At 31.8% G+C, this 24573-nt stretch carries 20 protein-coding genes; 11 read left to right on the top strand and 9 right to left on the bottom strand.

The genetic code is table 11. The features are described from left to right. Positions 1–15: 15 nt before the first annotated feature. Positions 16–1488, bottom strand: a complete 1473-nt coding sequence (locus tag FNL83_RS02495) for a hypothetical protein (RefSeq protein WP_002438276.1) — start codon at positions 1486–1488, stop codon at positions 16–18. 283 nt (positions 1489–1771) lie between these two features. On the opposite strand from FNL83_RS02495, the gene FNL83_RS02490 reads away from it, so the two are divergent. The 4 genes from FNL83_RS02490 (at position 1772) to FNL83_RS02475 (ending at position 6033) form a co-directional block, all read left to right on the top strand. Next, positions 1772–2923, top strand: a complete 1152-nt coding sequence (locus FNL83_RS02490) for a glycerate kinase (protein WP_010959274.1) — start codon at positions 1772–1774, stop codon at positions 2921–2923. A gap of 30 nt (positions 2924–2953) precedes the next feature. Beyond that, a complete protein-coding gene (locus FNL83_RS02485) occupies positions 2954–3655 on the top strand; it encodes a membrane protein (protein WP_001831448.1) in 702 nt (233 codons plus the stop codon). A gap of 263 nt (positions 3656–3918) precedes the next feature. Continuing rightward, entirely contained in the window at positions 3919–5118 is a 1200-nt protein-coding gene (locus tag FNL83_RS02480) for a putative multidrug effflux MFS transporter TcaB (RefSeq protein ID WP_010959275.1), read from the top strand. A gap of 306 nt (positions 5119–5424) precedes the next feature. Next, positions 5425–6033: a C39 family peptidase gene (locus tag FNL83_RS02475; RefSeq protein WP_079993579.1), complete on the top strand. Its 609-nt coding sequence runs from the start codon at positions 5425–5427 to the stop codon at positions 6031–6033. Positions 6034–6095: 62 nt separating this feature from the next. Here the strand turns inward: FNL83_RS02475 and FNL83_RS02470 are convergent, their stop codons facing one another. Next, positions 6096–6905 (bottom strand): metallophosphoesterase, encoded by an 810-nt coding sequence (locus tag FNL83_RS02470; protein ID WP_002494500.1) that lies wholly within the window; start codon positions 6903–6905, stop codon positions 6096–6098. A 317-nt stretch (positions 6906–7222) separates the two neighbouring features. Between FNL83_RS02470 and FNL83_RS02465 the strand changes: the two genes are divergently transcribed. Beyond that, the gene (locus FNL83_RS02465; protein WP_002468224.1) at positions 7223–8599 is read left to right on the top strand and encodes an amino acid permease; all 1377 of its coding nucleotides are present in this window, start codon (positions 7223–7225) and stop codon (positions 8597–8599) included. Between the two features lie 147 nt (positions 8600–8746). Here FNL83_RS02465 and FNL83_RS02460 read toward each other — a convergent pair whose 3' ends face one another. Next, the gene (locus FNL83_RS02460; protein ID WP_002447173.1) at positions 8747–10576 is read right to left on the bottom strand and encodes an APC family permease; all 1830 of its coding nucleotides are present in this window, start codon (positions 10574–10576) and stop codon (positions 8747–8749) included. A 286-nt stretch (positions 10577–10862) separates the two neighbouring features. On the opposite strand from FNL83_RS02460, the gene FNL83_RS02455 reads away from it, so the two are divergent. Then, on the top strand, positions 10863–12380 hold the full coding sequence (locus FNL83_RS02455) for a serine hydrolase domain-containing protein (RefSeq protein WP_049387483.1): 1518 nt from the start codon (positions 10863–10865) through the stop codon (positions 12378–12380). Between the two features lie 160 nt (positions 12381–12540). Next, a complete protein-coding gene (gene yidC / locus FNL83_RS02450) occupies positions 12541–13377 on the top strand; it encodes a membrane protein insertase YidC (RefSeq protein WP_001832893.1) in 837 nt (278 codons plus the stop codon). Positions 13378–13499: 122 nt separating this feature from the next. Here yidC and FNL83_RS02445 read toward each other — a convergent pair whose 3' ends face one another. After that, positions 13500–14432 (bottom strand): 2-dehydropantoate 2-reductase, encoded by a 933-nt coding sequence (locus tag FNL83_RS02445; RefSeq protein ID WP_001831565.1) that lies wholly within the window; start codon positions 14430–14432, stop codon positions 13500–13502. Positions 14433–14855: 423 nt separating this feature from the next. Continuing rightward, positions 14856–16256 (bottom strand): MFS transporter, encoded by a 1401-nt coding sequence (locus FNL83_RS02440; RefSeq protein WP_002438258.1) that lies wholly within the window; start codon positions 16254–16256, stop codon positions 14856–14858. A 424-nt stretch (positions 16257–16680) separates the two neighbouring features. Between FNL83_RS02440 and FNL83_RS02435 the strand changes: the two genes are divergently transcribed. The 4 genes from FNL83_RS02435 (at position 16681) to lrgB (ending at position 20493) form a co-directional block, all read left to right on the top strand. Continuing rightward, the gene (locus FNL83_RS02435; protein WP_001831559.1) at positions 16681–18456 is read left to right on the top strand and encodes a sensor histidine kinase; all 1776 of its coding nucleotides are present in this window, start codon (positions 16681–16683) and stop codon (positions 18454–18456) included. Continuing rightward, the gene (locus FNL83_RS02430; protein WP_002438253.1) at positions 18437–19195 is read left to right on the top strand and encodes a response regulator transcription factor LytR; all 759 of its coding nucleotides are present in this window, start codon (positions 18437–18439) and stop codon (positions 19193–19195) included. The genes FNL83_RS02435 and FNL83_RS02430 overlap by 20 nt, the downstream gene beginning before the upstream one ends. A gap of 143 nt (positions 19196–19338) precedes the next feature. Further along, complete coding sequence (lrgA, locus tag FNL83_RS02425) at positions 19339–19788, top strand: antiholin-like murein hydrolase modulator LrgA (RefSeq protein WP_002469559.1); 450 nt, start codon at positions 19339–19341, stop codon at positions 19786–19788. Between the two features lie 3 nt (positions 19789–19791). Continuing rightward, positions 19792–20493 (top strand): antiholin-like protein LrgB, encoded by a 702-nt coding sequence (gene lrgB / locus FNL83_RS02420; protein ID WP_002438249.1) that lies wholly within the window; start codon positions 19792–19794, stop codon positions 20491–20493. A 181-nt stretch (positions 20494–20674) separates the two neighbouring features. Here lrgB and FNL83_RS02415 read toward each other — a convergent pair whose 3' ends face one another. From FNL83_RS02415 to FNL83_RS02400, 4 genes are read right to left on the bottom strand one after another with little or no spacing between them, the layout of a single operon-like run. After that, entirely contained in the window at positions 20675–21370 is a 696-nt protein-coding gene (locus FNL83_RS02415) for an ABC transporter permease (protein ID WP_002456656.1), read from the bottom strand. Next, a complete protein-coding gene (locus FNL83_RS02410; protein WP_002470137.1) occupies positions 21370–22314 on the bottom strand; it encodes an osmoprotectant ABC transporter substrate-binding protein in 945 nt (314 codons plus the stop codon). The genes FNL83_RS02415 and FNL83_RS02410 overlap by 1 nt, the downstream gene beginning before the upstream one ends. A gap of 16 nt (positions 22315–22330) precedes the next feature. After that, positions 22331–22966, bottom strand: a complete 636-nt coding sequence (locus tag FNL83_RS02405) for an ABC transporter permease (protein ID WP_001831629.1) — start codon at positions 22964–22966, stop codon at positions 22331–22333. Positions 22967–22968: 2 nt separating this feature from the next. Continuing rightward, positions 22969–24225, bottom strand: a complete 1257-nt coding sequence (locus FNL83_RS02400; RefSeq protein ID WP_001831407.1) for a betaine/proline/choline family ABC transporter ATP-binding protein — start codon at positions 24223–24225, stop codon at positions 22969–22971. Positions 24226–24573 lie beyond the last annotated feature (348 nt).

Below are 24573 nucleotides of genomic sequence, written 5' to 3'. Positions count from 1 at the left end.
TTCCCCTTTGAACAGTTATTGTTTTGTACCATATGGGACTACTTTAAATGTGATGTCTTTGGGCAAATCATAATAGTGTTTGAAATCTTGAAGTTGTTCCTTCGACTTTGGTGTAGTCATATGAGTATATCGCTCAAATGGTAATCTTTCCAATGTTATTTTCTGATGGCGATGATGTTGTGTTATTTGTTCTTTAATGAAGTCTATTCTGTGCACACTACTAATATGTATAAAAGTAAATCCAATCATCATAATGATGCTGATGATAATCGCAAATATTTTAATTATATGTTCAAGTTGTTTAAATAGCACATCACATTGCTGAATTAAACAAAGTAATATCACGATCCATAAAGTATAAATAAAATAAAAATTTCTATAACTTATAGGCGTCACAAATAAAAGTGGCAAAACAGATGAAGCCATAGCTATAAAACTCCCCATCACAATCATTCTTATGTATCTTTGCTGTATCATTTTAAACACAACGTATATCACACTTATCATGTAAATGAAGCAAATCGTTGTATTCAAAACGGCTATAGAAAATGAAGCTTTATATAATTCAAAATGAAATTGATTGTAAACGAAGATCTTATAAACAGGTAAAGTAATTAAACCTAAGAGTAGTGGTATTTTAATATAAACTCTCATATGCTTCAGGCTTTTATTTTGCTTAAGTAAAACTATACTTACTATTGATATCACGGTAAGAATAATCATTTGATTAATAAACATATATTCTGGTACAAGCTTAAATAACGTCACACCTGCTTTATGTATCATTCCATGACTATCGGAAATTGAATAATGCGTATTTAATCCATCCTTAATTAAAAAATAATTGAAGTTTAAAAACATTATAATGTTACCTATACAACTAAGCATAAATCCTACAATTAAGAAATAACTGAGTCTTTTTTTAACAAAGAAATAGACTACCATTCCTATTAAAATAATTAAGCTATTAGCGATGGAAAGATTCTCCAAGAAGAATTGTCCAAACAAACTTACTAATAAAAATACCCATAATTGCATTTCAGAAACTGTATCGTGCGACTCAATCATTTTAACTACAGTAAAAAGAATAAAAAGTGATAGGACTGTAGCAGGTATATAACTAAAAAATCCAGTAAACCACCCGTAAGTTTCGCTATAAATTGTATTAGGTACAGTAACCATTAACACAAAACTCAAAATAAAATAAAAACGATTCGTATGTAATTGAACCATATAAGCAACTAAATAGATAACTAAAAACGAAGTTATCGCATATATTAAAGCTCTTATTATGATATTATGTACGGCAACCCATTCAAATAAATGTCCTAAATAACGACCATTTTCTTGAGTCAAATATTGACTTAGATTAACTTTATATGCATGCCAATCCGTAGTTGATAATGGTGTTAGAATTGCCATTATAAGATAAAAGATAAAAATTCCTATTAACCAAAAAAATGATTCATATTGTTTTAAGTAATTCATTGTTGACCTCTCTGTTCTTCATGATGTAATTCAAAACTAACATTTAAACGATTATCATGTTTATTCTCTTTTTATGTGATTCATTCAATTATCTACTGAAAATATATAGACATTTATTGAAGCTTTAATCATATTAATATATACATATTGCTCATCGTCAATTTTATATTCTTATTATTATACAATTCACGTATGATTTCCATTTTAATTATCAAGATTTCTTTAGTTTAATTTCATTTTTGGATAGAATAAATATAAACCAATTGTTTAGGAAGTGATATAAATGTCACCATATAAAGTTATCATTGCACCTGATTCTTTTAAAGAAAGTATGTCGGCAAAGGAAGCTGCTTTAGCTATTAAAGATGGATTCCAAGAGGTGTTCGATTCCAGTACTATATATGACATTATTCCTATGGCTGATGGTGGCGAGGGAACAACCGAAGTATTGAAAGAAGCCTTAAATGCTACCTCTTATTGCGTAGAAGTAAAAGATCCACTTAATAGAAATATCATGGCTAGTTATGAGAGAAGCAACGAACACCAAACAGCTATCATTGAAATGGCAGCTGCTTCAGGACTAGCATTATTGAGTAAAGATGAAAGAGATCCATCTATTACAACTTCGTACGGTACCGGCCAACTCATTAATGATGCACTTAATCACGATGTTAATAAAATTATTTTAGGAATAGGTGGAAGTGCCACGAATGATGGTGGTGTAGGAATGTTAAAGGCTTTAGGTGTCTCTTTTAAAGATAAAAACAATCAAGAGATTCGCGATGGAGGTTTAGCCCTATCTCAAATAGAATACATTGATATTACTCGTATAAACCCACGATTGAAAGATGTGAATATTAAAGTAGCCTGTGATGTAACTAATCCATTATTAGGAGACAATGGAGCAACTATAGTTTATGGTCCACAAAAAGGCGCTCAGCAAAAGATGATACCAAAGTTGGATTCCGCATTACGTCACTATCATGATAAAATTGAAAGAGAATTAAATATGAATGTAAAAGATATCCCGGGCGCTGGTGCTGCAGGAGGCATGGGAACAGCGTTAATTGCGTTTCTAAACGCTGAATTACGTCCTGGAATTGATGTAGTTCTTGAAGAGACTCAATTTAAACAAAGAATAAAAGATGCGAATTTAGTTGTTACTGGCGAAGGTAAAATGGATAAACAAACAATCTATGGCAAAACACCCATTGGCATAGCTAAAGTTGCAAAATCATATGATATACCCGTCATTGCTATTTGTGGTAGTTTAGGAAAAGATTACGAAGCAATTTATCACCACGGTATCGATAGCGTGTTTAGTATCATGGAACGTCCATGCCACCTTGACGAAGCTTTGAAAGAAGGCGCACTTCATGTTAAACATACAACAACAAATATCGCACGACTTTTACAAGTAAAAATTGAAAACTGATTGAGCGTAATTATTAAATGAGGTGACAATATGAAAAGAACAGATAAATATAGAGATTCATACAAATATGATGACCAATATCAAAATCATCGTAAACGTTCAGAAGAAGATATGTATCGACAACATCAAGAGTCCCAACAGAGAGCAAATTCAAATCGTGCAACACAAAGTGAAAATGATAGAGAGTATGAAAATCATCCTGAACGTTATTACAATGGAAGAGACTATCGACGTGAGCAGCAATTGGAAGAAGAAAATGAAAAATCAAGCAAAACTAAAAAATGGCTGATTGCAATCATAGTTATTTTACTCATTATTGTAGCTATCTTTATCACGCGTGCAATTATCAATCATAATAATGATAAAGTAAGTAATGACCCTAACGTTTCACAAAACTATAAAAAGGAAGTTGAAAATCAAAACGACGACATTAATCGACAAGTTGATTCAGCCAAAAGCGATATAAAAAATAAAAAGGACACCCAATCCCAAATTGATAAACTACAAAATCAAATTGATCAATTAAAACAAAATGAAGAAACTAATGCGGATTCTAAATTCACAAAATTTTATCAAAACCAAATCGACAAACTGAAAAATGCAAATAACGCTCAACTTAATAACGAAAATCAAAGTAAAGTTAACAACATGCTTGAAGACATCAATACAAAATTTGATAGTATTAAAGCTAAACTAGAAAATATCTTGAATGGATCAAATTCAGGAAACTAAAGGCATGAGACTTCAAACTAAATATCTACAAACCCTTAAGAATCTGAGACATAAATGCTTGTCTCGGGTTCTTTTTTATCAAAGACAGTCGGTGATTGAATGACGTATATACATATTTACCATTTTTTCATTGATCAACATTACGTTGACAAAACTATCAATGCCTATTTGATAATACTCTTCTTTTTTTATTTGTGTAAGCTGATTACTTTTTTATGTAAAACGTATATAATAGATGCTATAACTTTTCTAGGAGAATAATGATGATGACTACAAGTTCCAAACACTTATCTAAAATATTAATCGTTATACTTGGCGTTATGACTGCATTTGGTCCTTTGACTATTGATATGTACGGACCATCTTTACCTAAAGTTCAGCATGCGTTTGGTTCATCAATTTCAGAAATACAACTTACATTATCCTTTGCTATGATAGGTTTAGCTATTGGTCAATTTGTGTTCGGGCCACTATCAGATGTATTAGGTCGTAAAAAAATGGCACTCATTTTATTGATTGGATATTTAATAGCCTCATTATTATCAGTTTTTACAGTTCATTTAACAATATTTTTAATTATCCGTTTAATTCAAGGTTTAGCAGGAGGTGGTGCAATCGTCATAGCCAAAGCTTCTATTGGAGATAACTATGACGGAGACGAATTAGCAAAATTTTTAACTTCTCTTATGGTCATAAACGGTATAATCACCATCATTGCTCCACTGTTAGGTGGCCTCGCTTTATCTATTGCAAGTTGGAGAATGATTTTTATATTTTTAACAATCATTACCTTAATAGTCATCTTAGGCATCTTATTAAAGATGCCAGTTGGGCTCCATCAAGAACAATCTCAGTTAAATTTTAAAGCAATATTTAAAGATTTTGGTCTGTTATTAACAAAACCCACCTTCGTTATTCCGATGTTATTGCAAGGATTAACTTATGTCATGTTATTCAGTTATTCGTCAGCCGCACCTTTTATTTCACAAAAGATGTATCATATGACACCACTTCAATACAGTGCAATGTTTGCTATTAATGGAGTGGGTTTGATAGTCGTCAGTCAGATAACCGCTATTATAGTAGAAAAGGTAAGCCGATATGCGATGCTCATATATTTAACAATCATTCAAATGTCAGGTGTTGTAATTTTAATATTTACTTTAACATTACATCTTCCATTGTATGTTTTACTTATTGGCTTTTTTATTAATATATGTCCAGTCACTTCTATAGCACCACTTTGTTTTTCTATGGCAATGGCTGAACGCACAGGTGGAAGTGGCAATGCTTCAAGTTTACTTGGCCTATTCCAATTTATTTTAGGAGGCCTCATTTCTCCCCTAGTTGGTTTGAACGGTCAACATGATATGTCCCCGTATCTAATTATTATTAGTGCGACAGCTGTTTTACTTATTGCACTACAAATTATTTATTTCAAATTATTTATGAAAAACACATAGTTATTCGTAAACCAAAATATAGGAGTGAACTGACAATGTAGTATAATTAAGTTCCACTCCTATTTTCTATTTTAATAGGACCCATAGACTTATGATTCTAAATTTACATTTTGTAATGTTTAAATGAGCACTCCTATTTTCACTTCAATTTTCATTCCCTTGACAATTTTAATACTAATTCTTCCCTTTCTACTCTGAATATCTGATGAAAACGCTCATTTCAAGTTTGTCTAAATCAATTTTGTATACTAAATAAATCGCACGTTATATAATATAATTTATCAAAGTTATTAGAGGATACATATTATGAAGATAATTTTACCAGTAAAGCCTATAAGTCAGCTATTCCCTATCCCTTTTGTAATGGGGTGTGAGGGAGTGTCCGCAGCGATGCTATTACAATTTAATCATTACGATATTAAAGCAACACAAATTATGAGTCATTGGCCTAAACATCCAACCAATCCCTACAAAGGCTATGTTGGTCATCCTTTGTTAGTTAAATTTGGCCATCATCAAACAATATTTCCTGATGCTTTTGCGCCATTTCTTAAACAATATGATTCTCGAATTGTAGATGGTACAGGTACATCATTAAATCAACTTGAAAAATTTATCGACAAAGGTCAGCCGGCGATCATTTATCATACTAGTTTGGGTTCTAAACCGCTTCGACGTGTATTTCATTTCGACAATCAACCAACAAAACTAGTCTCAAATATTCACGTTACTTTATTGATAGGGTATGATGATGACTATTATTATTATATTGATCCGTTATGGAGTCGTTTATCAAAATTTGTTATTTTCCCATCTATTATTCCTAACTCTAAACAAATCATTAAAATTAAAAAGCACACTTTGGAAAATAGTTATAATGCCCCAGGAAAAAAATGCATATATATCGATAATTAATAATAAAGCCTCTAGAGACTGTTTAAATTCAGTTTCTAGAGGCTTTATTAAATAAGTTGATACTAAATATCAAAATCGACTAAAGCATGATTTATTTCATATGCTATATCATCTGTCATCCATTGTCTTTGATATCCTAAGCACGGACATATATATAATATGTTATTTTCAACAAGTTTTTTTCTAAAATGAACATGCCCCATTATACTAAATCGAATAGGGTAATTTCTATAAATAGTATCAAAATCATGAGTACCAATAAATGCATTAAAAAAGTCAAAAATACGATGAGACGTTGGTACTACGAATTGAGGATGTGTTACAACGTGCGTAACTAAAATAATTTGACGTGGGCTTACATTGTTAATGTCTTTTTCCACCTCTTGAGCAGCTAAAAGGGATAGTTGCGGGTCTGATAATGACCAATCTGTTCTTACTTTATCTTGCCAAGTTGCACCATAATGTTTACCACTTGCTATTTTTTGCTGAGAAAAACGATGATCTGCATAGCTATAATCATACCAACCGACATGGCCTACAATTGCATATTGATCATTAATAATGATTGGATTGCCGATCAAGCATTCCTCTTTTGAGCGAAAGAATGATAGTATTTCTGTTGAAGTTTTATCTGCTTGGTCAGACCATAAATCATGGTTTCCCGGAACAAAATAAGTAGGTATCCCGCTTAATTCTTGAATGCTTTGAATAAAATCGTAACTTATCCTATAGTCATTAGATATATCCCCTGCTATGATAAGTAACTCAATAGACCTTTGTTTAATCACCTGACAAAGCTTTTCTAAATATATTTCAGGATTTAAGTGTGGATGACGGTCAATGTGTAGGTCAGAAATAGTACCTATTTTCATCTTCTCAATCCTCATTTCTCTTTATAATAACTTACATTATTACACAGAGATAAATGAAAGTTAATTCATGTGATTATTTATCATTATACTTGCTATTTGTAAAATAATGTCTATAATTAAGCATAATTTTTAATATAAAGTTTACATTTATCGTATTTCATAATTTTTTATTACAAGGTTATAACTATTAATGTAAGATACCATATTAATACATATATCCACTTATATTTCTGAAAATTCTTGCTTTTTTAAAATATGTTGGATAAGATAAATTTTAAGTAAACGCTTTCATATTCGTATCCCTAAGGAGGAAGTTGATGGCAAAACAACTACAAAGAGAGTTGAATAATAGGCATATTCAATTAATTGCTATAGGTGGCGCTATAGGAACTGGTTTATTTTTAGGTTCAGGACAAACAATTTCTCTAACCGGACCTTCATTACTCTTTACTTACATGTTGATAGGTATAGTGTTATTTGCTTTTATGAGAGCTCTTGGTGAATTATTATTAAGTAACTCTAAATTTAATTCATTCGTAGATATTGCAAATGAATACCTTGGTCCATTTGGTGGATTTGTAATTGGGTGGACCTATTGGGTTTGTTGGATTGTCTCTAGCATGTCGGACCTCACTGCGATGGGACAATATTTTGCTTATTGGTATCCACAAGTCCCACACTGGTTGACAGTACTATTTATTGTACTCCTACTTATATCATTTAATTTGCTTGGCGCCAGATTATTTGGAGAACTTGAATTTTGGTTTTCTATAATTAAAGTCGTTACAATTATTACGATGGTTATTGTAGGTTTAGTTCTGATTTTTTTATCATTTAAAACAGAATATGGACATGCTTCTTTTGGTAATTTGATACATCATGGCGGGATGTTTCCACATGGTGCAGCTGGATTTTTAATGTCCTTCCAAATTGCTGTATATTCATTTATCGGTATAGAACTTATAGGAGTCACAGCTGGCGAAACAAAAAATCCAGAAAAAACAATTCCTAAAGCAATAAATAACGTTCCTATACGAATTTTATTATTTTATATAGGTGGTTTACTTGTAATCATGTCTGTCATTCCATGGTTTAAAGTTGATCCTGATAGTAGTCCGTTTGTTAAATTATTCACACTAATTGGTGTTCCCTTTGCTGCTGGCATAGTTAATTTTGTTGTTTTAACAGCAGCAGCATCTGCAACAAATAGCGGAATATATTCTAATAGTAGAATTTTATTTGGTTTAGCGAAACAAGGTTTAGGTCCTAAAGTATTGACAAAAACTAATTCTAATGGTGTACCTTATCTCTCAATGTTAGTATCTTCAATAACATTGTTAATCGCAGCTTTATTAAATTTTGTTTTCCCAGATGCTATTAAATTATTTATTTATGTAACGACACTATCTACCGTCCTATTCCTTGTAGTATGGGGAATGATTATCGTTTCTTACATCGCATACGTAAAGAAGAATCCTGAACAACATCAATCAAGTGCATTTAAATTATGGGGCGGAAAAATTATTGCCTATATTGTGTTATCTTTTTTCATATTTATCTTTATTTTGCTATTCTTTAGCAAAGATACTAGAGTAGCTATTTTTATTTCACCGTTATGGTTTATCTTCTTGTTCTTTTATTATAAGAAATACAAGAATAATGCTGAATCTTTAGCCGATAGACAGCGACATTAAAGTAAATTGTGATTAAACTTAATTATAAGCTATAACTCTAAAATATTAATAATCAATATTTATAAAATATATATTATCTCAAAGCGAATATACTCATTATAATAAGGACCAAAATCTCACTTTAATCAAGTGTATTTGGTCCTTTTGTTATTTCATTAATTTGAATGGAATAGTACACAGAGTAACGTTTTTTTGATAAATTAAATGCAATTTTAAACGTAAACTCGTTTGATTGTGTAACAAGTGCTGCCAAGCCTTTTTAGGGATAAATTCTGGAACGACTACTGTAATTAAATAATTTTTATCATTCGCTTTTTTACGAATTTTATCTATAAATCGTGAAATCGGACGAATAATACTTCTGTACTCTGAATGTAAAATCACAAGTCTTACATCAGGAAAATGTTTTTTCCATTTAGTCATAAAAGCCTGCTCATCTTCATCACCAAATGTCACATGCACTGCAATAACATCATCATTAGCTAATAATTTGGCATAATAAATAGATTTATCAACTACAGTTGTAATACTTTGAATAGGTACAATAGCTAAATTACGATCTACAACAGGAATATCGTGTATATCAATTTCAGATCGTAATTCACATGCTATATTCTCATAATGTACATGAATTCTAATAAAAATAAATACAACAAAAGGTAAAAATAAAAGAATTGGCCATACTTGATTAAGTTTGGTAATGAGTAAAATCATGAATACGATAAACGTAATCGTACCACCAATTAAATTGATAGTAAGCTTTATTCCCCATCGTTCAGGTCGTTCTCGAAGCCATTTTAAAACCATACCAAACTGAGCAAGTGTAAATGGAATAAAAACACCTACTGCATATAATGGAATGAGGTTCTCTGTCATTCCTTCAAATAGGATAATTAAAATGATGGCTAATACACCTAATATAATAATCGAGTTTGAATAACCGAGACGATCACCACGAACAGTAAACATACGTGGCATATATTTGTCTTTAGACATTGATGCAGCTAGCATAGGAAATGCTGTAAAACCAGTATTAGCAGCCAATACCAAAATCATAACTGTAGTAGCTTGTATAAAATAAAACGCTACATTTTCACCAAATATTTGGGACGCAAGTTGTGAAAGCACGGTCGTTTCAGTTTGAGGCATAATTCCATATATATATGAGAGTACAACAATACCTACTAATAACACTGCTAAAATTGTACCCATAGTGACTAAAGTTTTGACTGCATTCTTAGGTGCTGGATTTTTAAAATTTGTTACTGCATTGGATATTGCCTCTACACCTGTAAGTGATGATGCTCCAGATGAAAATGCTTTCAAAAGTAAAAATAACGTAACACCGGGCACAGTACTCCCTACAGTGGAATGAATATGTGGTGCGATTTGTCCAGTAGCTACGCGAAATGTCCCAACGACTATCAAAACAATTAAACCTATAATAAATAAGTAGACTGGATATGATAATACAGTTGCTGATTCAGTCAAACCTCTTAAATTCATCATTAAAATAAAGAGTACTAATAAACATGCAATAAGCACTTTAAAATGATATAAGTGGGGAAATGCAGCAACAAAAGCATCTGCTCCTGAAGAAATACTCACTGCCACCGTTAATATATAGTCGACTAATAAAGACCCTCCAGCTAGCAATCCCCATTTCTCACCAAGATTTGTTTTAGAAACAATATACGCTCCCCCACCTTTTGGATAAGCATAAATAATTTGTCTATAAGATAAAATTAGAGCTGTTAATAATATTAAAACTGCTCCGGCAATAGGCAGCGTATACCAAGATGCCACAGCTCCTATCACCGATAATGTAATTAATATCTGCTCAGGACCATATGCAACTGATGACAATGCATCGGATGATAGGATAGCTAATCCTTTAAATTTTGAAATTTTCTCGTTTTTTAAGTCTCTGTTTCTTTTAGGTCTACCAATCAAAAGTCTTTTAAATTGAATGAACATGACTCCTACCTCTTTAACTCATTTTGATGGATAAAACTATACTCCCATAAATCAAAATTGTATAGCTACTTCACAGATCTTTAATCATTACATTTACTCTATTAGCGTTATATTACACTTTAGAATTTATTGTTTCTCTCAAAAAAAGACTACTTGATTAAGATATAGTTAACCCAATATCTATTCGTTATCTGTAACTTTATACACCAAAACTGTTATAATAAATTCACTCATTGTTGCCATAACGTAGGCAATAAATTTTTAAGTTTAAAGTAGAGGATGCTCAATGAAGATAAAACTGTTTGTCATTGTTGTCATTTTTTTGATGACTATTTTATCGATAATTTCAATAACAACACGAGAAATCGCACATAGTAAGAATGAGACGATATTGACACATGCTTCTCAAAAACATATTGATAAAATGGTTGAGACAGCAATGAAGAAAGGAGATATCCCCGGACTAGCAATATTGATCATCAAAGACAATAAAATCTTTTTAAATAAAGGGTATGGTTATGCCAATATTGAAAAAAAAGCAAAGGTAAATCCACATACTCAATTTGAAATTGCATCCAATACTAAAGCTTTTACAGGTTATGCAATTCTACAACTAGCTCAAGAAGGAAAAATAAATTTAAATGACAAAGTAAGTACATTTATACCCGGATTTAAAATGAAGTATGAAGACAAAGAAAGAGATATTACTATTGAACAGCTATTAGCTCAAACTAGTGGTATACCTGGAGATATCACTGAAGAAAATCGTTACTCTAAACAGTACGATAGTATTGAAAATATCGTTAATTTTGCAAAAGGAAAACGTCTGAACCATGTACCTGGAGAAACTTTTGAATATTCGAATATGAATTATGATATTTTAGGTATTATTATTCAAAATGTTACCCATCAATCCTATACATCATACATCCAAAAGCATGTTTTAGCCCCTTTAAAGATGAAACATACCACTTTTAAAGTAAATAATACCAAATCTAATAACGAAGCATTAGGTTATATATGGGAAGATAATGAAAATAAAGTTGCACAACCAGAGTTTAACATTGGGGATACTTCTGCGGCATATATGATGTCAAGTACAAGTGATTTAGCAAAATGGGTCCAACTACAGATCCACCCTACTTCAAAATCACAAGCCAAGTTAATTCGTCAATCACATCAGGTATTATCTAACTCATTAAATAGTGAGCCTAACGCAGATAGCTACGGTTCGGGATGGTTTATAAATACTGATGACCATCTCGTATTTCATACCGGCGTTTTAGATAATTTCTCTTCACAAATTTTATTAAATATTCGTAAATCTTATGGCATTGTCGTATTAGCCAATACAAATTCAAATCAAGTGACTCGTTTAGCGGAACATTTAAATACTCAAATTATGAATAATCGTCATTACACAACTATAGAAGAAAAAGTGAACCAAACGAAAAATATGCAACTTATCATTTCCACATTGGCCGATATATTCATGGTCATATTTAGTATCTTAGTTTTTAGTAAAACCTTAAAATTACGTGAAGGCCACATCTTCATCCGTAAATGTTTACGAACTTCAATCATGTTCAGCATCATTTTGTTGGGATTTGTAGCAATGAATATTCTTTTTTATCTACTTCCCTTGATAATATTAGGAGATGCAACTTGGGGGTTTGTTTTATCATGGTTACCTTTACATTCGAAATATTTAGTTGTAAGTGTCTATCTAGCCATAACCATGTTACTGGTTTGGTTATCTTTAATAAGTATAACTTACCGTTCTGATGAAAGGAAAAAACATTAAAATAACACCTAAGCATTAAAAAGCCACATTTAAGACATGCGATACACACCTAAGAATGACTTTGTTATTTTTGAATCATGCAATATTATACTATTTTGATGAACTTGAACATCATTTATCATAAAATTAATAGAATTATTAACAAAAAGGAAGTATCACTATGCATAAACGACTTTTCATCACTTTATTAGGTTTTATCATTTTACTAGCTGGATGCGATTATTCTAAAGAAGAGAACCAAACTGGTATATTTTATAACGTTTTTGTAAAATCTATGGATGGATTTCTTCATTTTCTTGGCAGAGTCTTTCAGGATAACTATGGCTTTGCTATTATTTCTATTGTACTCATAGTTCGTTTCATCCTATTACCTTTCATGTTAATACAAGTTAAGAATATGCATATGATGCGCGAAAAAACAAAAGTCGTCCAACCAGAATTGGATGCTATAAGAGATAAAATGAAACACGCAACATCACAAGAAGAACGTAATGCAGCCAATCAATTGCTTATGAAAAAGTATCAATCGTATGGAATTAATCCATTAAAAAATATGTTAGGGTGTCTTCCTGTTCTTATACAAATGCCTATATTAATGGGGCTTTATATGAGTTTGAAGTACCCTTCGAGTCACGGAATTACTGAATACCCACATTTCTTATGGTTTGATTTAACGCAACCTGATTTGATTATGACAATAATCGCAGCAATCATGTATTTTGTTCAGCCACTTGTAAACTCAATCCATTATCCAAAAGATCAAAGAAAAACATATTACTTTATGATGGTATTTTCACCGATATTCATAACATATGCGTCTCTACATTCTGCTGCAGCTTTGGGCTTATATTGGAGTATAAGCGCTGCTTTTCTAATAGTGCAAATGCATTTTGCTCACTCTCATTATAAGAAAGTGGCACTACATGAAGCTAAAAAACTCAAACAAAAATTAGAGCAAAATAAAGACAATAGTGAGTTATTAACCGAAGAGTCATAAAAAAGCACGCTATAAACAATCTTGCAAAATTGTTTATAGCGTGCTTTTCGTTCTCCACTATTAAATATGCCATGTTAATAATTTAAAAAGAGCTTATAACTCAAACGATTCATATTATTTTATCATTGTGCACCACGTTGATTTTCTTTAGCATGTACAAGATTTGTTACAAAATCATTTACAGGTGTAGCAATATGATTCTCTTTCCCTAATTTACTAACTGCTCCATTAATATAATCTATTTCAGTTGTTCGATTATCTTTAATTAAGTCTTGGTACATAGAAGGATAGTGTGGGCCTACTTTATCATTTAAAGCAATTAAGTAATCAAAAATCTCATCAACATTAAGATGAACATCATCAACTGTTGCAACATGAACAATTTCTTGTGTAATTTTATATATCAAATTTTTAGCGTCATCACTATTATTCAGTGCTGCCAAATTACATTCAAGTATAGTACATAATGAATTAGCTGTTCCATTAACACATATTTTCTTCCAAATTGATTGATGTAAATGTTCACTTTTTACACCTTTTAATTCTGCATTTTGTAGCAGATTAACAATGATATCTACGCTTTCTTTTCCCTCGGGCACGAGACACCCAATTTCAACAGGACCTTGCCCCATTAAGTGCGTGTGACCAGGTTGATCAATACCGGCAGTCCACGTTGTTACTCCACGTACAATTCTATCTATAGAAACATATTGTTGTATAAGACGTTCATGTTTCAAACCATTCATAGTGCACACAACAATTGTATTATCATGAAGATGGGGTTGAATATGACTAAGCACCTCTTCTAATTGCATAGATTTAGGAAATAGAAAAACAATATCATAGGACGTTGCTTTAGGAATTTCCGTTAGTCTATACATAGGTAGCCTGAAATGATGCGCTTCACCATTAATATCGATATGTAGACCGTCCTGTTGTATTGTAGTAACTTGAGGTTCCCAATTATCAATTAAAGTGACGTCATAACCATGTTGAAACAACTTAGCACCAAATCCACTACCTAATGCGCCAGAACCTGCAATTGCTATTTTCATATATTCCATCTCCTTACAATTCTATATTGTTTTTAAAATACTACTTTACTACATACCAGTCAATATAATACGGTTAATTTGTAAGAATTTTCTGTTAATTAAGAATAAGTATTATCTCTCAAACGTACATTGCTCATTCGACATTTTATTACCAATTTGCACAGTGAATCGTTTCTTTGTTAATTTATTATTCTATTTCAGTTGCGTTTTTAAAATATGAGTAGAACTAACTTCATATTGACTTGATTATCTCTTTTCTCTTTAACAAGAATTAAAATTTATAGACTTCTTCATACTTACATTTTTGCTTAGTTCTCTATATCAATATATCAAAATGTCTGAGACACCGATGATGTCCCAGACATAAATTTATATTTTCCATTTCAACATTAAAGATGAAATTAAAAGTTGTTGACTATACTCTTATACATTAGACTGTTTTTTCGGTATTAAGAACAAAATAGAAAGGAATGCTAATAATGCTATAAGCGCATTAAACATTACTCCAGTAAAACCACCTAAAGTCAGATTAAGTTGGGCTGCAAGTACGCTGTAAACTGTACTTGAGATGGCCACACCAAATGCATTTCCTAAGGATGATGCCATCTTATATACACCGGATGCGACGCCTACTTTATCATCTGGTGCTTGTGCAACAGCTGTATCCGTGGATGGTGTTGCATAAACACCTAAACCGGTACCAAATAATAAATAACCAATGACACTTGACGCTATATACCAAGCATTAGGTAAAAACGTCAAAGATAATAATATTAATCCTATGACGGTCAAGGCACTTCCGAGTAACAAAGGTCTTTTAGGTCCTAACGATTGTAATATCATTTCACCCACACGTATCATAATTAATACTGCAATTAGGTATGTAAGTGAAATATATCCTGTTTCCTGAGAGTTAAAATCTAATTTTTGCTGATAAAAAGTATTTACTACAATCAATGTACCACCAGCTACACCATTCAACATAAAGTTTGAAATCGTTGCACCTGTATAACCTTTGTTTTTAAAGATATCAAAATCGACAAGTGGTTGTTTGATTTTATTTTCGTAAATCACGAATATAATTAACGATATAACAAAAATTGCAATAAGTCCCAAAATAAATGGTGAGAACAAACCAAATTGAGAGGTTTGAGTTATTATCACATTAATACTTAACATACTAACCACTAAGATGATTAAACCAACAACATCAAATTTCTTTGTCTCTGTCGGTTGATCTCCTATAGGCTCTGCTTTTGTTTCGGGTGTATGTTTAATGAGAAACATGGATAATATTGTCAGAATAATTGAAACAATAAAGATTGAGCGCCATCCAAGGTTAGTTGCCATTAAACCACCAAACAAAGTACAAACACCACTACCTCCCCATGAACCGATGGACCAGTAGCTTAATGCACGTTGTCGTGCTGTCCCGATATAATATTCATTAATGATTGCGAGTGTCGCTGGCATTATACATGCCGCTGACAATCCTTGAATAGCACGTCCAATAATCAATAGACTTGGTAATGGCGTAATAATGATTAAAACCGACCCAACAATATTAAGTGCTAAGCCTATGTATGTCACTTTTACTCTACCAATTTTATCTGCAATATCTCCTGCACCTACAATAAACAGACCAGAAAATAGTGCCGATAAGCTAACTGCTATATTAATAGTACCAATATCACTATTGTATGATGATTGTAATGGCACGACTAGATTTACAAGTGATTGTGCAAATAACCAAAATGTAATAACCCCTAAAATAATCCCTAATAATAAGCGATTATCTCCCCTAAACTTTTGTGATGTATTCATCTATCACTTACTCCTTCACAATTAATTAGAAATCTCTAATAAGACTTATTTAATTACGATATCTATTTCTTATTTTACAAATCTTTTATTTGCTTTCTTCTAATATCATTTTTACATTAAGAAACTTTATCATATTTAGAACAATTTTTTAACTGAAATAAAAATATGACTAAATCGTTTATCATTTTAATATTCATTCATCCTAGATATGTTTCTTTTTTAATTTCTTGTAATTTTTAGAAAATTTGTAAATATAGAAACATATTCTACACTATCTAGTTTCAATTTTCCATACTATAATTGATTTAATCGTGTTTTAATATAAACTATAAATATATGAAACAAGCCAATGTAAGTGCTTTTATTTTTAATAAAAAAATATATTTCTTTTTATGATATTAAAAATTAAATGAGGATTGACGTTATGCTTAATTTATTTATTTTATTACTTGAACGCGTGGGATTAATTATTTTACTCGCATATATACTCATGAATATTAATCATTTTAAAACAATGATGAGCGAACGTGACAAATGGCGTTCAAAATTCCAACTAATCATTATTTTTGGTATATTCTCTATGATTTCAAATTTTACAGGAATTGAAATAGAAAATGGCCATATCGTATCTGGTGATATTTATTACCACTTAAGCAAAGACGCCTCAATGGCCAATACCCGTGTATTAACAATCGGTGTTTCTGGTCTAATAGGTGGACCGTGGGTAGCTATAATTGTAGGCATTATTTCAGGATTATGTCGTTTATATATTGGCGGGGCTGACGCATATACCTATCTTATTTCATCCATAGTTATCGCTATCATATCTGGTTACTTTGGTCATCAAACAATAAAACAAAATACATATCCGTCCATTAAAAAAGGTGCTATTATCGGTGCAATAACTGAAATTATTCAAATGGGCTGTATATTATTATTTACAAATAACCTACATCACGCAATTACATTAGTCAGTTTTATAGCACTACCGATGATTATCATTAATAGTTTAGGTACAGCCATATTTTTAACCATCATTTTGTCGACCATCAAGCAAGAAGAACAAATGCGTGCAGTCCAGACGCATGATGTATTACAACTCGCTAACGAAACACTACCTTACTTTCGATCTGGACTTAATGAAAAATCAGCCCAACAAGCTGCTGAAATTATTTTAAAATTAATGCAAGTGTCGGCGGTCGCTATTACAAATAAAAAAGATATTTTAACACATATTGGTGCAGGCAGTGACCATCACGTAGCACGTAAAGAGATAATTACTGATTTATCTAAAGAAGTGATTCAATCTGGAAAATTAAAAGTCGCTCATACGAGAGAAGGAATTGGATGTCACCATCCTAATTGCCCTCTTGAAGGAGCCATTGTCGTCCCTCTTTATATACATAATGAAGTCGCAGGGACTTTAAAATTTTATTTCACAGATAACAATATTATTTCAACTTCAGACCAACAGCTCGCAAAAGGTCTCGCCAATATATTTTCTTCACAACTAGAACTAGGTCAAGCTGAAATGCAGGGACAATTGTTGAAAGACGCTGAAATTAAATCATTACAAGCACAAGTCAATCCACATTTCTTTTTTAATGCTATTAACACTATATCAGCACTAGTAAGAATTGATAGCGAAAAAGCACGACGTTTACTGATTCAACTCAGTCAGTTCTTCCGCTCTAATCTTAATGGTGCACGTAATAATACGATTACTTTACAAAAGGAATTACAACAAGTAGCAGCATATTTATCCTTAGAGCAAGCGCGCTATCCAAATAGATTTAACATACACTATCGAATTGATGATCAGTGTCAAGATGCGCTCATCCCACCTTTTATAATTCAAATATTAGTGGAAAATTCTATTAAACATGCATTTAAAAATCGTAAAAAGAATAATCATATTGATGTGGATGTTAGCATGAAGCAAGACTACTTAAGTATATCTGTTCAAGATAATGGTCAAGGCATACCAGCTGATCAATTAGATACTATTGGATATACGACAGTAACGTCTACCACTGGTACTGGTAATGCCTTAGTCAATCTTAATAAAAGACTTACTGGACTATTTGGAACAACATCGGCACTGAACATTCAATCTTCTCAATCAGGCACGACTGTAAGTTGTTTAATTCCATATAAATCTTCTAAGGAGGAACACTTTAATGAAAGCGTTAATCGTTGATGATGAACCACTTGCAAGAAATGAATTACAATATCTTTTAAATCTTAATGATGCTATAGATGAAATTGAAGAAGCAGAAAACATAGAAGAAACATTGGAGAAGTTACTCTACAACACATTTGACTTAATATTCTTAGATATAAATTTAATGGATGAAAGTGGTATTGATTTAGCTCAAAAAATTAATAAAATGAAGCGATCACCACATATTATCTTTGCAACCGCTCACGAGAAATTTGCAGTCAAAGCCTTTGAATTAAATGCAACCGATTATATATTAAAACCTTTTGAAAAAGAACGTATTAATCAAGCTGTAAATAAAGTTGACATGGCTAAAGATAAACCAAAAAACAAAGATAAAACTATCACACCTAAATATATTGATTATAGTGATGATGAGCGCGCTCAAACACATGTACTTCCAATTGAAGTGGATGAACGTATTCACATCTTAAATTTCACAGACATTATCGCATTATCTGTTAATAATGGGATTACAACGATAGATACAACAAAACAAAGTTATGAAACGACCGAAACACTTAATCATTACGAGAAAAAACTACCTTCCTCTCTATTTATTAAAATACATCGCGCTACTATCGTTAATAAAGAACATATCCAAACAATAGAGCATTGGTTTAATTATACGTATCAGCTGACGTTAACACATGAATTTAAATATCAAGTTAGTCGTTCTTATATGAAGACTTTTAAACAACAACTCGGTCTTCAATAAAATTTAAATCATGCTTTATGAGTTTCACCTTTAAAATGGTGCACCTCAACCTAAAATATTTGTAAGTGAGCTATGAAAACATCTATAGTAACCGCTTTCATTCTATAATGTAACCATGAAGAAAACAGAGGGGAATGGTTATTTTGGAACAAACGCATCTCGTTAAAAACAAAACGGTTGATAACAAGAAGTCAATGAAATACAGTATTTTTCAACAAGCATTAACGATTGCAGTGATTTTACTTATATCAAAAATTATTGAATCATTTATGCCTATTCCAATGCCAGCTTCAGTAATTGGACTTGTACTATTATTTATCGCATTGTGTACAGGCATTGTGAAATTAGGTCAAGTTGAGACTGTGGGAACTGCATTAACCAATAATATTGGATTCCTATTCGTACCAGCTGGTATTTCAGTCATTAACTCTTTACCAATCCTTAAGCAAAGCCCTATTTTAATTATTTTACTTATTATTATTTCAACACTTTTATTATTAATTTGTACTGGCTTTGCGTCACAATTATTAGTGACGAAATCACTTTTCCCTTCTAAAGAGAAAAATGAAGAAACAAGTCACGTAGGAGGGTAAGCAATGATTGAACATTTAGGAATTAATACACCTTATTTTGGGATATTAGTATCATTAATACCATTTGTCATAGCGACTTATTTTTATAAAAAAACGAATGGTTTCTTTTTACTAGCACCTTTATTCGTAAGTATGGTTGCAGGTATTGCTTTTTTGAAATTGACAGGAATTAGTTATGAGAATTATAAAATCGGTGGCGACATTATTAATTTCTTCCTAGAACCAGCTACAATATGCTTTGCGATTCCTTTATATCGCAAGCGCGAAGTATTAAAAAAATATTGGTTACAAATATTTGGTGGTATAGCTGTTGGTACAATTATTGCCTTGTTATTAATTTATCTTGTTGCAATAACATTCCAATTTGGCAATCAAATTATAGCATCTATGCTACCTCAAGCTGCAACGACAGCAATTGCATTACCTGTATCTGACGGTATCGGTGGTGTCAAAGAATTAACCTCACTCGCAGTTATTTTAAATGCAGTTGTCATTTCTGCTTTAGGTGCTAAAATAGTTAAATTATTTAAAATATCTAACCCTATTGCCAGAGGACTTGCACTAGGGACAAGTGGACACACTTTAGGTGTCGCGGCAGCTAAAGAATTGGGTGAGACTGAAGAATCAATGGGAAGTATTGCAGTTGTCATCGTTGGCGTTATTGTTGTAGCAGTAGTTCCTATACTTGCTCCAATCTTATTATAATTACCCAAAACTATAAATATATCTAAAATACCCCTGAAAACTTAATATGTTAAACAAACAATGCCTGGAACACAAAATAATGTTCCAGGCATTGTTAATGTATAAGCAACTGTTGACTAAAATAATCTCTGTTTTAGTCACTGTCTATGCTTTTTATATTAATTAAGTTTATTGATATCTATTAATGTAATTTTTGTACTTGATGTTTTTGCATTGAATCTTTTTTGTTTTTACGAGTAGGATCTAAACGTTTTTCTAGATAACGTAATCCTATATCTATGATAATTGCTATTAAAGCAATTGGTATGGCACCTGCTAAGATGAATGTTGTTCCATCTGTTGAATTTGTACCACGAATAATAATATCACCTAGTGTTGGAGCACCGATAAATGACCCAATCGCTACTATTCCGATAGCAACAACAAGTGCAATTCTAACACCACCAATAATAACAGATAAAGATAATGGTAACTCTATCATTCTTAATATTTGATTCCCCGTCATTCCCATACCTTTACCAGCGTCTTTAATATTTTCATCAACTTCTACAATACCAGTATAAGTATTTTTAATAATAGGTAATAACGAATATAGGAATACAGTTACAACAACAGTTGTTGGTCCTAATCCCATAGCCAACATAAGTATGGCTAACATAGCGATTGCTGGAACAGTTTGTATAATATTTGCAATTGTAATTACCGGCCACGATAAACGTTTATACTTGGCTATGAAAATACCAATAGGAATTCCAATTATACATGCAAACAACACACCATATACCGACATTAATAGATGTTTGAAGAACAGTTCTAGAAGAAAGGCCCAGTTCAGTGAGTAATATTCGATGATTGAATGTAACAAATTACCTTTCATTACTTATGACCACCTTTCTTTTCTTCAAAGTAATGATGTTTCTTTAAATATTCTTCAGCTATCACTGCAGGTTCCTTACCTTTTCCATCCGCTTCATAATTTAACTTCTGCATTTCTTCTGTTGAGATTTTACCTTCTAATTTTTTTAGTGCCTTATCGATTTCTGGATTATCCTTTATTAATTGTTCATTTGCAAGTGGACTACCGTCATAAGGCGGGAAGAATTTGCGATCATCTTCCAATATTTTCAAATCATAAGCTGCAATACGTCCATCTGTTGAATACCCAACTGCTACATCTAATTTATTATTTTTTAATGCATCATATACTAAACCAATTTGCATTGGACGCGCACTATCAAATTTAAATCCATAATCTTTAACAAAAGCAGGATATCCATCACCTGCACGGTTCATCCATTGGGTATCCATTCCAAGACGTAGTTCATCTTTATATTTCTCTAAGTCTGATACTTTTTTTAAGTGATACTTTTTAGCCGTTTCTTTTGTCACCATGAATGCGTATGTATTCGCAAACCCAAGTGAATGATAATACTTTTCATCATATTTCTTTTTAAATAAGCGTTGTGTTTCAGACATGGCCTTATCAGGATCTTTAGTAGGTTTAGCTGCTAATACACTCGTCAATTCAGTACCTGTGTAACGTACCGCTGACATATTTGCATCTCCACGTTGTAACGCATTATGTTGAATAATGCTAGACCCTAGGTTACCAATTAACGTCGGTTTGATTTTTCCATCAGTTTCATGTTCAATTAATAATTTTTCCATATGACCTATAATCTTAGTTTCACTTGTTTCAGTCGTTGTAATTTTCACATCATCTTTAGCATTTCCATCACCTAAGCCTGGTAAACTGCATCCAGATAACACGATGAGAGATAATGCAATCAGAATCAGTGTATAGTTAAGATACTTCTTCAATGTCAATTCCTCCCATTTATCTAGATACTTTTAATCCTTTAGGTACAACCCATTTTTCAACTAATGAAAGTATAAAGTCAATAACTAATGCTAATAAAGTAACAACAATCGCTGCACTAATAATCATAGGTGGTTGATAGAGATTTAATCCATTAAATACAAGATCCCCAAGTCCACCTGCACCTACATAACTTGCGAGTGTTGCCCAACTAATGACGTATACACTTGATAGACGAATACCACTAATAATAAGTGGTAAAGCTAAAGGCATTTCTACATCTTTCATTAATTGAAATTTAGTCATTCCCATACTTTGACCAGCTTGAATGACATTTTTATCGATATTTTTAACACCTAATACTGTATTATTTAAAATTGGTAATAATACATAGATAAATAATGCAACAATAGCTGGTGTTTTTCCTACCCCAAATATTGGAATCATGATAGCTAACACAGCCAAAGTAGGAATGGTTTGAAGCACGCCAGCAACTGTTAATACCACATTAGCTGTGCGTTGCGTTTTTGATAATAAAATACCTAAAGGGACAGCTACTACAATCGCTAACAATAATGCAAACATAGAAATATAAAAATGTTCTACTGCTTTTGATAAAAGTTGACTACCGTATTCTTGTAAGAATGCTTTCATTATTAATCCTCACCTCTATGTTGAGCATCATGATAATCATTCACATCTTCATTTATATTTGTTCGTGTATCAGTTTGATTTTGTGGTAAATCGTGATTATTCTCATCTAAGCTTTCATTTGGGATCTCATAACTATCAGAATCTTCTTCGCCCCAAATTGAGTCATACACAATATCGACTAAGTTTGCACGTGTAATTAAACCAATGAGATGTTCATCATTATCGACCACAGGTACATTTCTAACATTACGTTTTAGAATAGTACGCACTGAGTCTTGTAACTTTGAATTGATATGTACTTTGTAGACATCCCTTTGCATGGTATCAATTAATTCTTTACGCGCACGTAATCCTTGATTGATATCTTCAATATCTAAAAATCCTAATAATTTATTTTGATTATTGACTACAAAAATAGTGTCTACTCGACGTGTTCTCATAATATTTACTGCATCATTCAATGAATCATCTGCTTTAACAGTGACGGGTTTGATCATAGCACTTTCCACAGATTTCATATTAGGACGATCCTGAATCAAGCGATTTTGCCCAATAAAATCTCTAACAAAGTCATTTGCAGGATATCGTAAAATATTGTCAGGTGTATCGTATTGAACGACTTTTCCCTTAGACATAATACATATTTTGTCTGCTAATTTAATAGCCTCATCCATATCATGAGTGACAAAAATAAATGTTTTTCCTAATTTTTGTTGTAATTCCTTTACTAAATCTTGTAATGTATCGCGTGTAATAGGATCTAATGCACCGAAAGGTTCATCCATTAATATAATATCTTGTTCAGCTGCTAAAGCGCGCACAACACCAATTCGTTGTTGTTGCCCTCCTGACAATTCAGCTGGATAACGATCCAAATATTCTTCAGGTAAATCTACCAGTTTAATAAGTTCTTTAGCTTTTTCATCTTTCTTCTCTTTAGACCATTTTAAAAGTTTAGGTACTAAAACAATATTTTCTCGAATAGTCATATGTGGCATCAAACCAATTTGTTGAATGACATAACCGATACTTCTCCGCAATTCAACAGGATTCATATTACGGACATCTTTTCCATTCATCATAATCTGTCCATCTGTCGCCTCAATCATACGATTAATCATGCGTAGTGCAGTTGTTTTACCACTACCACTCGTCCCAATAAAAGCGATAAATTCACCAGATTGAATATCCAAAGAAATATTATCTACCGCTTTTTTATTCCCTGAATAAATCTTGGTTAAGTTTTTAATACTTAACATAATTGTTTTCCCCTTCCTATATAAAGAATGTCTTGTTCCATGACCTAAAAAAAGACCTCTGATGCAATTGTTAAACAAATAATGACTAAAGTTAAACAAAAGACAAAGGCCTTTGCTTATATATTTTTACGTTAAATTAATAGTCTTAAACATTAACCATAAATTTGCTATACATGAAAACAGAGACAGATATTAATATATACCCAATGAGTTGAAAATAAACACTTTTCACAGAATTTTTATAATTTTTTCTATGTTAAAAAAATTATAAATTAAGAAATCTACGGTTATTTATGCAAATGATTCACTATCTATGAATTAAAAGTTTAATTTTTATAATATTGTGAA

Source organism: Staphylococcus epidermidis (assembly GCF_006742205.1).
GTDB lineage: Bacteria > Bacillota > Bacilli > Staphylococcales > Staphylococcaceae > Staphylococcus > Staphylococcus epidermidis.
Note: the sequence above shows the minus strand (reverse complement) of the source record. Positions and strands in the feature narration are given on the sequence as shown.